The organism is Photobacterium sp. Ph5, assembly GCF_022129445.1.
Classification (GTDB): Bacteria; Pseudomonadota; Gammaproteobacteria; order Enterobacterales; family Vibrionaceae; genus Photobacterium.
The window spans coordinates 38400-52298 of sequence record NZ_JADQAQ010000023.1 but is presented as its reverse complement, the minus strand read 5'-3'; the positions used below and the strand labels follow the sequence as shown (position 1 = coordinate 52298).

Genomic DNA, 13899 nt, shown 5'->3' with positions numbered 1-13899 from the left:
TGGCACCGTTAAGTGTTATTACGTTAAGTATTATTGCTGCTTTTTAAGTGCAGGTAATGCATACATCTGTTTTAGAATTTCATTTACACTGTCACTATGATTTTCAAGCTTTTGAGCAAACTTGTTTCTCTCTTCGTCTGTAACTATTTCTGAATCAATATTCGCAGCAATAAAATTAGCAGGAAATAAATGATAGTTTTCTGTAATTTGACGATCAATTTCTACGGCTAATTCTTCAGGAGTCTCTGGCGCATCGTTAATAACATCACCAAAGCTAATATGAATACGGCGCTTTTGCCCTACAATACCTTGTACTATACTTTCGATGTCTTCAAATTCACCTTTTTCGTAGCTACCTGTTGTTGCTTTTTTATGAAGCTCTTCAGCTTTTGCTACATCACATGGATCGTTTTCGTAAGAAATCGCAACAGGAACAATGTTTAACTTACTCATGAATTCAGCGAAAGGTATTTTCTGCTTACGCCCTTCCATAAAAAACATTTTTAAAATAGCAGGATCCGTCTTATCGTTTCCGTCTTTGGCACGCCCTTCTTTTTGAGCAATCCAAATATTATTACCGGTTTCCAGTGAGTGATAAATATAACTTGAAAGTAGTCCAAGTGACTTCATCAACTCACGCGGGCCTTTAGCAGAACGTTTTACAATAAAGCTTTTATTTAAACGCATAAGTTCGGTTGCACAAGGCTTCTTCAATAAGTTATCACCAATGGCAATGCGTACTGTATTGAAGCTTTCTTTAAATAAACACCAGTTAACCATTGCGGGATCCATCGCAATATCACGGTGATTAGACACAAATAAGTAAGCCTTATTTGGGTCTAATTTATCCAGCCCCGTATACGTTACGCCGTCACATGAGTGCTCAATTGTTCCTTGCATATATTTGGCAACTTGATTTTGAATATCTTTTACCGTGTTTATGCCAGACCATTTCTTTACAAGGAAACGTTTAATAAGTGGGATAAGTAACCAACCAAACATGCCTGACGCATGTGGGAAACGGTACTTTAAAATAGCGTTGATAAAATCTTTATCATCAATGAGTCGTTGAATCGCACCACTGACTTCATCATCATTATACGGGCGAATTTCTTTATAAATATCGTTATCTATATGCACAGTAATGCTTCATGTTGAAAAAACTGAGTTATTTTACTGATAAATAATGATTAACCAAACAACCTATGTCAATAACCGTGATGGTTGGAGGTCATACCTCACTAACTTGTATGTTTTTTCATCGATGGCGCTATTTTACACGCCAATTTGATCATATAAGCAATGATATCTACAGTATTTAGTTAATACATAATCCTCTTTGTTGACGCTATTAAAAAAAAACACGAAGATGTGCATGCTTATGTGTAAGAGAGTCAGTATGAAACAAGCTATTGAGTTTTCAAATAACGAACACCCTTTTCTTTTTGTTGGTTCGCGCAAAAAGAGCCAATCTTCTTACTTTATTGTTGTTACGAATGGTTGTGTGTTAATCCGATTAGGCAAACAAGAACACATGATCACTAAGGGGCATGGTTTTTGGATCCCGTTTGATTGTTTACATGCCATCACAGTGTTACCAGGTGCAACATTTTATAAAGTTGCATTTTCTGTTCGTATGACACAGCCACTATGCACTGATGCTGGCTTTTTTGTTGTGTCACCACTTATAAGAGCAGCATTAGATGAATTGGTAAAATCACCCGTTCAAGAGCATCAATGGGATGGAGCTGAAGGGCGTTTATTAAAAGTCATTGCTGATCAAGTTGAAAAGCTATCGGTATCGACTCAATCACTTTGCCCTGCTATTAATAAACAGCATCACAATTCATTAGCGTTAATGCTAACGGGTAATAAAATCACAGAGAAAACAGCAATCGCAAGCCTTGAGTCTGTAATGAATATGACGGTGAAAGAATGTGAAGCCTGTATTCTAATGCGAGAGGTGTTGAAGCTAAGCCGTTCAGGCCGAAAACTCCCGCAAATAGCAGCTCAACTAAATACGACAGAACACATGGTAGAAGCACTGTCATTGCCCATTTTAGGTGAAAGTTTACGCTAAACAAAAACGCCCTTAAACGGGCGTTTTTTAATTTAATGGAATGTGAACTTGCATTGATACGCCATCTTCAACATGGCTATTATTATGCCAACGATAATCAAATCTAACGCGTGGTTTGTGACCTTTTATATCACCAAAACCTAAACTCATTTGTAATCCATGATTGAATATCCAATCTTCTGCTCCTGCCGCATTTGTTAGATCTTCATCGTCATATTTCGTTGGCATCCAAAAACCTAAACCATAAAACGTCGATGAGTTGTGATCCATCAAAACAGGTGAATCTGCAAATTGATCGTCCCAATGCAACCAGAATTGATCTCCATAACTACTAGAATCAACTTTCCATGGAATATTGTTAGCTTGTAGTGAAGGCACTGCCTTATGGTTTATCTGACTATCACGCTCAATGCTATAAATAGGAACAGAGCAACGTTGGCCACTATTAGCATGATCGATACTAAAAGGTTGAGATACAGTATCTAAAGAATAATAATTATTGCAATTGAACGCGTAAACTGACGAAGACAACATGAAAAAAAAGCAACAAAAAACACCCAATGGGATTTGTTTAAGCACTTCGTCATTTCCCCTAAGATTTAAAAATGAAACCGCTTATCCGCCATTAATAACTGACAAACACTGACTGTTGTTAAGTCACTGATATTTTTATTTTCTGTTAATGCGTCTCGAATTTGAGTACTTCTTACTGATAACGTTTCCGGACAAGCAAGCACTTGCCATTGGCTAAGTATTTCTTTTGACATAAAAAACTTATTAAAGTTCAAGAAATTATCAGGACCAACAACAAAAGTAATTTGATAGCTCGGATAGCGTTTTTGTAACTCAGCCAGTACCGCATACGTTGTTACAGCTTGATCACCAACAGCGATATCTTGCTCTAATGTTGATAAGACTAAATTATCTTGACCAATATCATCAATAAAAGCAGAAACTAATTCACAACGTAATGAATAATCCAACATTTCCTTCCCCCAAGCATGATTGAAACTTGGAAGTAAAAGCACTTCGTCAAAATGTGTTAATCGTTCTAAAACGGAACGATGTCCTAAACTAGGTGGGTTAAAAGCGCTGCCAAATACAGCAAGAGTGTGTTTCATCCATCTAACCTTTCGTTCTATCAATCTTTTATTTTTACACTAGAGATTTCTAATGATGTAACTATTATTTAAGCATTTAATAGGAAAATGCCTCTTAATTTTAGTAATATCTGTCTTTAGCATTGATCATAATAACGAGTTATCGCATGATTTTGCCAAAGGTGTAATGGTTTAGATCTCATTTAGCCATTATATCGCTTCAAATGATTAATATTTGGGCTAACTCTCTTAAGGATTCATATACCATGGAACAGCTTATCCGCACTGAAATGCGTGTGCTACCTGTCATTGACGTTGATTTTGAAATCCAACGCCGAGTTGAATTTATTCAAAAAAAACTAAAACAATCAGGCTGCAAATCACTTGTACTAGGCATTAGTGGTGGCGTGGATTCAACTACATGTGGTCGTCTTGCTCAACTCGCTGTTAATGGTTTAAACCAACTATCTAACAGCCATGATTACCAATTTATTGCCGTTCGTCTACCCTATGGTGAACAGCAAGATGAAGACGAAGCACAGCTAGCATTACGTTTTATCCAACCTAGCCACTCTGTAAGCGTTAATATAAAAGAGGGTGTTGATGGCACTCATGCAAGTACACTTTTCGCTTTACAAGGTACAGGGCTTATTCCTAGCGACAACGCTAAAGTTGATTTCGTGAAGGGTAATGTGAAAGCTCGTACGCGTATGATTGCTCAATACGAGATTGCAGGGCTTGTTGGTGGTTTAGTTATTGGTACGGATCATTCTGCTGAAAACATCACCGGTTTTTATACTAAATTTGGTGATGGTGCTTGTGATTTGGCACCTCTATTTGGTTTAAATAAACGTCAAGTTCGTGCTATTGCTGCAAAACTTGGTGCACCAGAACAATTGGTTTATAAAGTACCTACTGCTGACTTAGAAGAATTAGCACCACAAAAGGCGGACGAAGACGCATTACAGGTTTCTTACGATCAGATTGATGATTTCTTAGAAGGTAAACCTGTAACTGATTTTGTTCGTGAACGCTTAGTCGGTATTTATAAAGCAACACAACATAAGCGCCAACCTATTCCTACTATTTATGATGAGGAATAATATCTGACACCTATTATGTCATTATCCTAAACAAATAAAAAAGGCCAAAATATTTATCAAATATTCTGGCCTTTATTATTAACTAACGATTTGGTTTCACCGATTAAACACAGTTTACACAATCTTTTGAATGTATAAGCGCATCTAATTGTTGCCATAATGGATCACATAGACCGGCACGATAAACAGCATGCTTAAAAGCGTCATGTTCAGCTTGATACATTAAAAAGTGACGACGTGAATTATTACTGCTCGATTGCACATTAGCTAAGCGATCACAGGTTTTAACTATTAATGCCAAACGTGCTGCATCCTCAGCTGGATCAAGCGACAATAGACGTTGGTTTATCTCTAATTTTCGCTTCGCTCGATCCTCTAACTTTACATCAGTGACATAATTCACCGCATCAGCAATGGTAAAGCCAAATAAATCTGCTAATTCATCAAAACTGGTATCTGTATCTTCAATTACATCATGAAGTTGAGCTACAATCATTGCATCAGTACCATATGGTCGAGCAAGTTCAGCAACAGTATCTAAGTGAACGTGGTAAGGATAATCTCCGTATTTTTGCTCGCCATGTCGACTTTTAGCAAAAGCTTGAGCCTGTAAATATCGGTCATTCATATAATTACCCTATTAAAATTATGCTTTTATTCTTTGTATAACAAAAACACATAATTGAACACTCTTTTATTTGAAAAAAAAGTATCCAATTATAAAAAAAGAGCTGCTAAGCTCTTCTTTTAGTTACTCTTCTTCATCACTGAAAGTTTCACCAGCCGCTTCACGACGTTTAATATCCGCTTCACGGATTTGATGAGCAACAATCATAATCGCTTCACCACTACTAATACCTTGAGCCATCAGCTCATGGATACGCTCAGCAGCTTCTTGTTGTTGTTCATGATTGAGCGTTGGAGTGTGATTATACATAACTATCTTCTTGTTGATGAACGAAGCGTCATTTTAGAGTGAATAGCTGATAATGTCACTGATTATCAAGCTTATCAATACCGCCTCTTACTCTGATTATTTACCCAGGATGACCATCAACTCGAGGTTTTGTAAGTACAGGAAAGTAGACTATGGTAAAAATTCCAAAAGCTACAACCCACAGACTTGCAGAAATCACATAGCCATCAAGCTGCATATTAGGCGCAACTGTAATTAATAGTACTCTTGCTAGTAATGACAAAAACAACGCGATAAACGCAATCTGCATGAAACGCCCAACTTGTAATTTACGCCCTGTGTGCCCTAATGACACACGCGAGATCATTGCTAGTATCATTCCACCTAGCCCACCGATAGTAATAATATGAATAGCAATAGACTCACTGATCGCTGTCGTATAAAAGCTGCAACCTAGCAAAAATAAACCAATAATTAACGACAAGTAAGCAAGGTGCAAAGACCACAACAGTGGAATACGTAGCGTTGAGATTGTCCGCCAGCGATAAAGACGAACAAAGTTCGTTGTAGCCGCAACGATCGATAAGGGAGCAATAAATCCATTTATTATTGCGTTATTTATAAAGAATGTTGCCAACAGCAACAACCAAGCAGGTATAAGCGCAAGATATTCAATCGTTTTAATTCGTTCAATAACTTCAGTATTTGTTCCGCGTGATGTAAAAAATGGGATAACCCGACCACCAACAACTAAGGTAATCACTGTTACTACCAACACAACTGATAAAGATATATCAGCGATAGATTGATGGCTCTTTCCTAACGCAATAAAATGAAATTGGATATTAGTAAAAGCAAACAGTAGTAATACGGGCACAAAGAAAAGATTTCGCCACTGTTTAACTTTTATGATCGGTATTGCAAGATAGTAGATAGCTACAACAATCCATAATGTATCAATAAACAGCCAAATACTGCTCACAGAACCCATCATTAAACCGATACGAGCAATCAACCATAGGCTGAAAACCAACAGTAATTTAGTGCCTTTAATGCTTGTTTGCCCTGTCCAGTTTTGTACCGCAGTCAATAAAAATCCAATAATGACTGCGCCTGAAAATCCAAACAACATTTCGTGGCTATGCCACCAAATAGGGTTTGAATACATAAAACGAGATAATTGAGATTCCCCTGACCAGAACAATGCCCACATTATCATTGCGATAACTGAAAAAACACTTGCTCCAAGAAAAAACGGTCGAAAGCCTAATCGTAAAATTGCAGGTATTTTATCTTCTTTTGCTTTATCGATGATTTGCATAATTTCCACCACTATAAACATGCATTTATTATACATGTTTATAGTGGTAAAAAAACCACTCATTAAAGTGGTTTTTCAATTAATGTGTATCATCAGAATAATCTATGGGGCGTGTGATACTTTGAATATCTAAAATAGATATTTCACCTTGCCATCGGCTTTTTATTAGCCCAACATCAAGCCAATAGCGTCCTTCAGGAATATTTAACTTGGGTAGCGTAGCCGGTAAATCCGTATCCGTTTGTTCACTCCATAATGGTCGCCAATCTGTATCATTTAAATCGTACAGTTTTATCGACAAAATAGGTGCAGGACAAGATGAGTTCAATTTAGCTACGTGATCGATACGCCAAGAGTTACTGTCTTTCCAACCTAAATTTTGTTTTGCCGGTGGCTCATTAAGCACAACCCATTTATTCCAAACGGGCTCACCTTCAGCAATGATCGTTAACTTATATAATCCAGCTTCTACTTTATGCTCAAGCTTATTTGCTTCAACAGTAAAGTATCCCCCATCATCAATAACAGGCTGAGCATCCACTAAGTTATAATTAGGCCATTTAGAAAAACTTATCTGGGTAATGTTAACTCGTGTTAAACCAACAATTGATAACTTAAGTAACTGTTGGTTAATATTTTGGATCACAGAGCGTTCAATTGATAGCTTTGATAGCCAAGAAGGCAGTACTGTTTTATCAAGGCTATGACCACAATCTTCTGTAATCGCGAGATCCAGTAAACCGTTAAGATTGGTTTTCTGATCTGTTGTCGGAGATTGTTGCCAAGCCTCTACTATCGATTCAAATGATTTATCAGTTTGACCTTCAAGCAAATGTTTATGAGCAGCTGCATAAGAACTTTGATCGACAAACCAAGCAGCATTGGCGTTAGGTACTAAAAACAGAATGTTGATAATACCTAACTGGCACAATAAAGAGGTTATTCTTCTCATTCAATAACCAATACTTATGGCTTCATGCGGTAGCCGACACCACGTAATGTTTCGATATCAATGCCTGGCAATTTTTGACGTAATTGAAGAATATGGGTGTCAACGGTACGTGTTGTTGGATAATGATTATAACCCCACACTTGATCAAGTAACTCGTCACGAGTAAATACGCGACCTGCATTTTTTGATAAAAACACAAGAAGTTCAAATTCAGTTCGCGTTAACGTAATATTTTCATTATCAAAAATTACTTCTCGGCTTTCTTGGTTGATAATGATATCGCCAACTTTAATGATATTAGCCGCTGCAGTATCTTCATCATCACCACGAAGATGTACACGCACACGAGCAAGTAATTCTTCTTCAGCAAAAGGTTTAGTTAAATAGTCTTTTGCACCTGAATCTAAACCAACGACTTTATCGTTAATCGATACCATTGCAGTTAACAAAATAACTGGAACATGCTTCTTCTTAAGCCATGAACCTAAATAATTTAATGAGTCACCTTCAGGTAACTGACGATCTAAGACAACCAGATCGGCCTCTTTCCATAAAGCATCTACTTTACTAGCACAATCTGCATATAAGCAGTTATAGCCAGCTTGCTTTAAGCAATCGAGTAAACCATCAGCAAGGTTGCGGTCATCTTCAACCAGTAGCAGAGTTTGATTCACACGGTATCTCCAATATAAATGTGGTTGGTGGGCCAATTAGTTTCAATTTCCCCCCCATTCTATTAATCATTGATTCTACAATCGTTAAACCTAAACCTAAACCTTGTTCACTAACAAAAGGTTTACGTAGCCTAGACCAATCTTTGGCACTTAATGGACCTTGGTCTTGAACCACAATTTTAAGTTTTCCATCATAGTATGATGTCGTTAATGTAATTGGTGCTACGCCATATTTATGTGCATTAGAAAATAAGTTATCTAAACATGTTCCAAGCCAATAAATATTTACGTGAACACTTCTATCTTCAGCAAGATGTAAAGTTACATCATACTCTTCAGCAAGAAAGCCTAACCATTCATTAACGGACTCAACTTCTTGCGTACTTAATTGTTGTTGATTAGCTTGTAAGTAATCTTTACTTGCTTCAGCTAATTGTCGTAATCGTCTTGAATCATCAGTTAAACGCCTAAACTCATCATACAGACCTTCAGGTAATTCATCAAAGTGACGTCTAAATCCTTCAACAGTCATCGCTAAACTTGCAATAGGCGTTCTTAATTCATGAGTCAAGATTTGCAGAACCAGCATACGCTCTTGCATATCTCGTCGACGAATACGGAAACGATAAACGCCCCAACTAAGTAATAACAAGGCATTACTGATTAATAACCCTATTAGTAAGTAGTATGTTATGTGCGATTTATTCTCTTCGCGCCAACAGATATTCCCATTTTGAGCTAAGCAAAAATCATGACGATTCAAGCGTTTTAAATGCAAATCATGTTGAGTTAACACCTTTAACCATGTCGACTGATTATAAATATTATATTCATTACCATTGCGAACCCACAGCTCACCATTAGCAATGAAGAAACGAGCACCAGAAATTAATACTTTAATTTCATCGCTATTCATCCGCTGTAAACGACCTAGCAAGGTTGTCGCTGACGCTAATGGGCGCTCTTTAATATGCAAATACTTACTGAGCTCTGACACCTTTCCTGGATGTTTGGCTAAATAGCGATATGCATAACTACCACCGCCGGGATGAATATATCCTGAACGAACAAACCACCCTTTGGGTAAAATCGTCTTATTGCAAATGGCACGAGTAAAGACCACCGGCTGTGTTACTAATGGTGAATAGGGCCAAGGCCCCTTACAAGTTAACGAATTTTGATATAACTGCCTAAGTGCTGAAAGTGGATACTCTTTGGTTTGAGGCAATAAGCTAGAAGACAACAGTAAAGGTGATGGATAAGTACTTTGTAATTTACGAAAGTCGTATGTTGATACAGGTTCACTTTCCAATAAATCTGTTCGAACAGCTGCCAATCTTTCAGGCAATGAAATGCCTTCAGCATGGCTAGCTGTAGTAAATAATAGTGAGAATAAAAGTACATACGTTTTCATTCACATACTTTAACATTGTTTTTCATAAAATTGTCAATGAAATGTCATGTAAAAGACTGCAATCATTACTTTTATATCTATTTTTAATCATTACCTTATGTGCTTTGTTGTAGCTGAACTCTGGTAAAATCACTACAAAGAAAAATGCCACTCATTTGAGTGGCATTGTTTTCTTATCAATCAACGATTAAAGATGCTCAAGTATTTTCAAACATGAGTCTTTAGCATCGCCGAACAACATATGGCTATTATCTTTGAAGAATAATGGGTTTTGAACTCCAGCATAGCCAGTATTCATTGAACGTTTAAACACAACCACTTCTTTGGCATTCCAGACTTCAAGTACAGGCATACCAGCGATTGGACTGTTAGGGTCTTCCATCGCTGCAGGGTTAACAGTGTCGTTTGCACCAATAACAAGTACAACATCTGTTTGTGGGAAATCATCATTGATCTCGTCCATTTCTAATACGATGTCATAAGGTACTTTCGCCTCAGCTAATAGCACGTTCATGTGTCCAGGTAGACGACCAGCAACAGGGTGAATGCCAAAACGAACATCAATGCCTTTTGCACGTAACTTATCAGTGATCTCGTGAACAGGATATTGCGCTTGAGCAACGGCCATGCCATATCCTGGAGTAATGATAACCGAACGTGCATCTTTTAGCATTTCAGCTACTTCTTCTGCTGAAGCTTCACGGTGTTCACCGTATTCTTCATCAGAGCTTGCTGCTGTACCATCCGAACCGAAACCGCCAGCTATAACACTAATAAATGAACGGTTCATCGCCTTACACATAATGTAAGAAAGGATAGCACCAGAAGAACCCACCAATGCACCCGTTACGATAAGAAGGTCGTTTGCTAACATGAAACCCGCCGCCGCTGCTGCCCAACCAGAATATGAGTTAAGCATTGATACAACCACAGGCATATCAGCGCCACCAATTGAAGCAACAAGGTGGTAGCCAAATACAAATGCAATAATCGTTACTAAGATTAGTGCAGTTAATGAACCTTCTGACTGTACAAACCAAACTAGCAATAGAGCTGAAACAACAAGCGCTAACAAGTTTAATTTATGACGGTGAGGAAGCATAAGTGCTGATGATGAAACTAATCCGCGTAACTTAGCAAATGCAACTAAAGAACCTGTAAAGGTTACTGCACCGATAAATACGCCAAGGAAGATTTCAACTAAGTGAATGTTTAACATTACACCTGTAAGGTCGCCGTGATCTAAGTAAGTATTAAAACCTACTAATACCGCAGCCATACCTACAAAGCTGTGTAACATAGCCACAAGCTCTGGCATCTCGGTCATTTCTACTTTTTTAGCGTAGAAAATACCAATTGCACCACCAATGATCATCGCAAGGATAATCCAAACAGTGCCTTCAGTATGAGGACCAAAAATAGTAGCAATCAAAGCGATTGCCATACCAGCAATACCAAAGTAATTACCGTTTCGTGCTGTTTCTTGCTTAGACAGACCCGCTAAAGACATGATAAACAGTACGGCAGCAACAATATAAGCTGCTTGTACAATTCCTGCAGACATGTGTTACTCCTTATTTATCTTTACGGAACATTTCTAGCATTCTCTTGGTTACCGTAAAGCCACCAAAGATATTAATACTAGCGATGAGAACAGCAATAAACGCGAGGAAGGATACGACTCCATTTCCCTGCCCAATTTGGAGCAAAGCACCAACAATAATGATGCCCGAGATAGCGTTAGTTACTGACATTAAAGGAGTATGTAAAGAATGAGATACATTCCAAACTACGTAGTATCCAACCACACATGCAAGAACGAATACAGTGAAGTGCGCTAAAAACTCTGCTGGCGCATAATTAGCAACCCAAGCAAAAAGCGCAATACCCGCCCCCATTAAACCAAATTTCTTAACCGGTGATGTTGGCTCTTCAACTTTAGGTTCAACTTTTGCTGCCACTTTGGGCTGTTGAGCTGCGGCAGAAACTTTAATTGGTGGCGCAGGCCATGTTAATTCACCCGCTCTCACAATCGTTAGACCGCGTAATACTTCATCATCAAAATTGATATCAATATTACCGTCTTTCTCTTTGCAAAGAAGTTTAAGTAAGTTAACGAGGTTTGTTCCGTATAACTGAGAAGATTGTGTTGGTAGGCGACCAACCATATCTGTATAGCCGATAACTTTTACACCGTTTGGTGTCGTTACGACTTTATCAGCTTCAGTGTATGCACAGTTACCGCCATTCGCAGCAGCAAGATCGACAATAACACTGCCAGATTTCATTGAATCAACCATTTCTTTGGTGATCAATTTTGGTGCTGGGCGTCCAGGAATAAGTGCGGTTGTAATGATGATATCAACATCTTTCGCTTGCTCTGCGTATAAACGCTCAGCCGCTTTATTGAATTCATCAGACATCTCTTTAGCGTAGCCATCTCCCGTTGAAGTATCTTCTTTGTAATCAACTTCAAGGAATTCAGCGCCCATTGATTCAACTTGTTCTTTAACTTCAGGACGAACATCAAAAGAACGAACAATCGCACCAAGGCTACCTGCAGCACCAATAGCAGCAAGACCTGCTACACCAGCGCCAGCCACTAAGACTTTAGCTGGCGGTACTTTACCTGCAGCGGTAATTTGACCTGTAAAGAAACGACCAAACTCATGAGCCGCTTCAACAACAGCACGGTAACCCGCGATATTTGCCATTGAACTTAAAGCATCAAGTGCCTGTGCACGTGAAATACGCGGTACAGAATCCATCGCCATAATATTAATATTTTTAGACGATAGTTTTTCTAATAATTCAGGGTTTTGTGCCGGCCAAATAAAACTAACTAAGCTTGCACCCTCTTTGATGAGCTCAAATTCGTCTACACCTGTTTCAGGATTTACCTGCGGCGCATTCACTTTAAAAATAAGATCCGATTGCCATACTTCATCAGTTGAGACAACCGTTGCACCAGCCGCTTCATAAGCAGCATCATCAAAGCTTGCTAAACGTCCAGCTCCTTGTTCAACAACAACGCTGAACCCCATTTTCAATATCTGCTCGACCGTTTTAGGTGTTGCAGCTACTCGCGTCTCATGAGCGAGTACCTCTCTCGGTACACCAATCTGCATTATTATTCCCTGTACATTGGCTATAACATAATCATTTTGTATCCAACCCAACAAGCAATATCAAGCTTTTTGTAGTAAAAACACAAAAATCCCCACATCTACAAGTCAAAAACATCAATAACTGTCATTAGATTACTGAAATAAAAATACATTTATGGTTCTAGTATTTGTATTTGCCCGTTAAAAATAATGACATAAACGTTTTTTTTATCTGCTTTTGACTCTAAAACGATAATTGTCAGCTATATACTCAATAAGCAACATTAAACCTAATCAACTTATTGTTTTTAAAAAACAACTAACGATAAAACATACCTAACTGATAAATTTACTATATGGATATTCACAAAAAGGATAATTATGTAATGTGAAATCCATTTTTAATGTTTAAGAAGATACTGGCATACCACCATGATTGCAATGAAATTTGTTGAATATTACTACAATTTTCATTTAAACATTTTATCGCCCATTTGTTTAATAAACATTTCTGATTTTTTGATCATAAATGTTTCAGCATCATGACGAGAACTGAGTAAATCTGAACGAATAAAATGGTGTGTCTTTAATACTCCGTTTATCTCTTTGCAAATTCTACCTGCAATTCTAAACTGACCGCCTTCTTGCTTCGGCTCAGGATAAATTAAGTAATCATTATAATGAGTTGGCTCAACTTCCCTCGTGTTACTCTCTGATTTATTTGAACCAAACAGCTTTGAAAAAAAGCCCATATTTATACTCCTGTGACTCAATCATTTTATTGTATTTTTGTTTTTAGCCATGAACATGACTACGTTAGCTAAAACAAAATAATACTCACTATTTTTATAAGCTTATAGCTGAATTTTTAGCAAAAAAAAAGCTGACAATCATGCCAGCTTTAAAAATATCAATACAAAATGTTAGCGATACATACCAATATCTTTCTGTAAATGGACTGGTAAATCTTGAATACTGTAAGTAACTGTCTTTTTTGATCGGTTAAATACAATATCAAATAGGTGTGCAATCAATCCTTTGATCGTTACTTCGTAACTTTTTTTATCCTGAAGATGCAACGTTGTAGCTGCGTCCACATCAAATGTATGTGCCATGATTGCCCCTGAAAAAGGTATTAAATTCAATAAACACGAGTAGTTTATCGTCTGTTTACGTAACCTATAAATGACAATATTTCTTTCATAACATTAGTTTTTCTTATGTGTTAACAC

At 37.6% G+C, this 13899-nt stretch carries 15 protein-coding genes; 2 read left to right on the top strand and 13 right to left on the bottom strand.

What is annotated here, in order from left to right:
* Window positions 1-30 precede the first annotated feature (30 nt).
* Window positions 31-1140 (bottom strand): 1-acyl-sn-glycerol-3-phosphate acyltransferase, encoded by a 1110-nt coding sequence (locus I3259_RS10775; RefSeq protein ID WP_238029620.1) that lies wholly within the window; start codon window positions 1138-1140, stop codon window positions 31-33.
* A gap of 259 nt (window positions 1141-1399) precedes the next feature.
* Between I3259_RS10775 and I3259_RS10770 the strand changes: the two genes are divergently transcribed.
* The gene (locus tag I3259_RS10770) at window positions 1400-2080 is read left to right on the top strand and encodes an AraC family ligand binding domain-containing protein (protein WP_238029619.1); all 681 of its coding nucleotides are present in this window, start codon (window positions 1400-1402) and stop codon (window positions 2078-2080) included.
* Between the two features lie 27 nt (window positions 2081-2107).
* On the opposite strand, the gene I3259_RS10765 is transcribed toward I3259_RS10770, so the two are convergent.
* Complete coding sequence (locus I3259_RS10765) at window positions 2108-2659, bottom strand: hypothetical protein (protein WP_238029618.1); 552 nt, start codon at window positions 2657-2659, stop codon at window positions 2108-2110.
* Between the two features lie 20 nt (window positions 2660-2679).
* On the bottom strand, window positions 2680-3201 hold the full coding sequence (locus tag I3259_RS10760; RefSeq protein WP_238029617.1) for a nicotinate-nicotinamide nucleotide adenylyltransferase: 522 nt from the start codon (window positions 3199-3201) through the stop codon (window positions 2680-2682).
* A 245-nt stretch (window positions 3202-3446) separates the two neighbouring features.
* On the opposite strand from I3259_RS10760, the gene nadE reads away from it, so the two are divergent.
* Entirely contained in the window at window positions 3447-4283 is an 837-nt protein-coding gene (gene nadE, locus I3259_RS10755; RefSeq protein ID WP_238029616.1) for an ammonia-dependent NAD(+) synthetase, read from the top strand.
* A 103-nt stretch (window positions 4284-4386) separates the two neighbouring features.
* Here nadE and I3259_RS10750 read toward each other — a convergent pair whose 3' ends face one another.
* The 10 genes from I3259_RS10750 to I3259_RS10705 all read right to left on the bottom strand — a co-directional run bounded on the left by I3259_RS10750 (window position 4387) and on the right by I3259_RS10705 (window position 13782).
* Window positions 4387-4911: an HD domain-containing protein gene (locus I3259_RS10750; protein WP_238029615.1), complete on the bottom strand. Its 525-nt coding sequence runs from the start codon at window positions 4909-4911 to the stop codon at window positions 4387-4389.
* 123 nt (window positions 4912-5034) lie between these two features.
* Entirely contained in the window at window positions 5035-5220 is a 186-nt protein-coding gene (locus I3259_RS10745) for a YoaH family protein (protein ID WP_005365166.1), read from the bottom strand.
* Between the two features lie 100 nt (window positions 5221-5320).
* Window positions 5321-6520: an NnrS family protein gene (locus tag I3259_RS10740; RefSeq protein ID WP_238029614.1), complete on the bottom strand. Its 1200-nt coding sequence runs from the start codon at window positions 6518-6520 to the stop codon at window positions 5321-5323.
* A 79-nt stretch (window positions 6521-6599) separates the two neighbouring features.
* On the bottom strand, window positions 6600-7472 hold the full coding sequence (locus I3259_RS10735; protein ID WP_238029613.1) for a DUF2861 family protein: 873 nt from the start codon (window positions 7470-7472) through the stop codon (window positions 6600-6602).
* 14 nt (window positions 7473-7486) lie between these two features.
* Window positions 7487-8146, bottom strand: a complete 660-nt coding sequence (locus tag I3259_RS10730) for a response regulator transcription factor (RefSeq protein WP_005365159.1) — start codon at window positions 8144-8146, stop codon at window positions 7487-7489.
* Window positions 8121-9560: a sensor histidine kinase VxrA gene (gene vxrA / locus I3259_RS10725; protein ID WP_238029612.1), complete on the bottom strand. Its 1440-nt coding sequence runs from the start codon at window positions 9558-9560 to the stop codon at window positions 8121-8123. Before vxrA ends, I3259_RS10730 begins: the two co-directional genes overlap by 26 nt.
* A 187-nt stretch (window positions 9561-9747) precedes the next feature.
* Window positions 9748-11124: a Re/Si-specific NAD(P)(+) transhydrogenase subunit beta gene (gene pntB / locus I3259_RS10720; protein ID WP_238029611.1), complete on the bottom strand. Its 1377-nt coding sequence runs from the start codon at window positions 11122-11124 to the stop codon at window positions 9748-9750.
* A gap of 10 nt (window positions 11125-11134) precedes the next feature.
* Window positions 11135-12688 (bottom strand): Re/Si-specific NAD(P)(+) transhydrogenase subunit alpha, encoded by a 1554-nt coding sequence (gene pntA / locus I3259_RS10715; RefSeq protein WP_238029610.1) that lies wholly within the window; start codon window positions 12686-12688, stop codon window positions 11135-11137.
* Window positions 12689-13137: 449 nt separating this feature from the next.
* Window positions 13138-13419, bottom strand: coding sequence for an HlyU family transcriptional regulator (locus I3259_RS10710; RefSeq protein ID WP_238029609.1), 282 nt, complete (start codon window positions 13417-13419; stop codon window positions 13138-13140).
* A 171-nt stretch (window positions 13420-13590) separates the two neighbouring features.
* On the bottom strand, window positions 13591-13782 hold the full coding sequence (locus I3259_RS10705; RefSeq protein ID WP_238029608.1) for a hypothetical protein: 192 nt from the start codon (window positions 13780-13782) through the stop codon (window positions 13591-13593).
* Between the last annotated feature and the right edge of the window lie 117 nt (window positions 13783-13899).

Excerpts from the sequence above, each read along its gene's own strand:
- I3259_RS10760 (WP_238029617.1), bottom strand. The coding sequence starts at position 3,201 with ATGAAACACACTCTTGCTGTATTTGGCAGCGCTTTTAACCCACCTAGT.
- I3259_RS10770 (WP_238029619.1), top strand. The coding sequence starts at position 1,400 with ATGAAACAAGCTATTGAGTTTTCAAATAACGAACACCCTTTTCTTTTT.
- I3259_RS10705 (WP_238029608.1), bottom strand. The coding sequence starts at position 13,782 with ATGGCACATACATTTGATGTGGACGCAGCTACAACGTTGCATCTTCAG.
- pntA (WP_238029610.1), bottom strand. The coding sequence starts at position 12,688 with ATGCAGATTGGTGTACCGAGAGAGGTACTCGCTCATGAGACGCGAGTA.
- vxrA (WP_238029612.1), bottom strand. The coding sequence starts at position 9,560 with ATGAAAACGTATGTACTTTTATTCTCACTATTATTTACTACAGCTAGC.
- nadE (WP_238029616.1), top strand. The coding sequence starts at position 3,447 with ATGGAACAGCTTATCCGCACTGAAATGCGTGTGCTACCTGTCATTGAC.
- I3259_RS10710 (WP_238029609.1), bottom strand. The coding sequence starts at position 13,419 with ATGGGCTTTTTTTCAAAGCTGTTTGGTTCAAATAAATCAGAGAGTAAC.
- I3259_RS10735 (WP_238029613.1), bottom strand. The coding sequence starts at position 7,472 with ATGAGAAGAATAACCTCTTTATTGTGCCAGTTAGGTATTATCAACATT.
- I3259_RS10740 (WP_238029614.1), bottom strand. The coding sequence starts at position 6,520 with ATGCAAATCATCGATAAAGCAAAAGAAGATAAAATACCTGCAATTTTA.
- pntB (WP_238029611.1), bottom strand. The coding sequence starts at position 11,124 with ATGTCTGCAGGAATTGTACAAGCAGCTTATATTGTTGCTGCCGTACTG.
- I3259_RS10745 (WP_005365166.1), bottom strand. The coding sequence starts at position 5,220 with ATGTATAATCACACTCCAACGCTCAATCATGAACAACAACAAGAAGCT.
- I3259_RS10750 (WP_238029615.1), bottom strand. The coding sequence starts at position 4,911 with ATGAATGACCGATATTTACAGGCTCAAGCTTTTGCTAAAAGTCGACAT.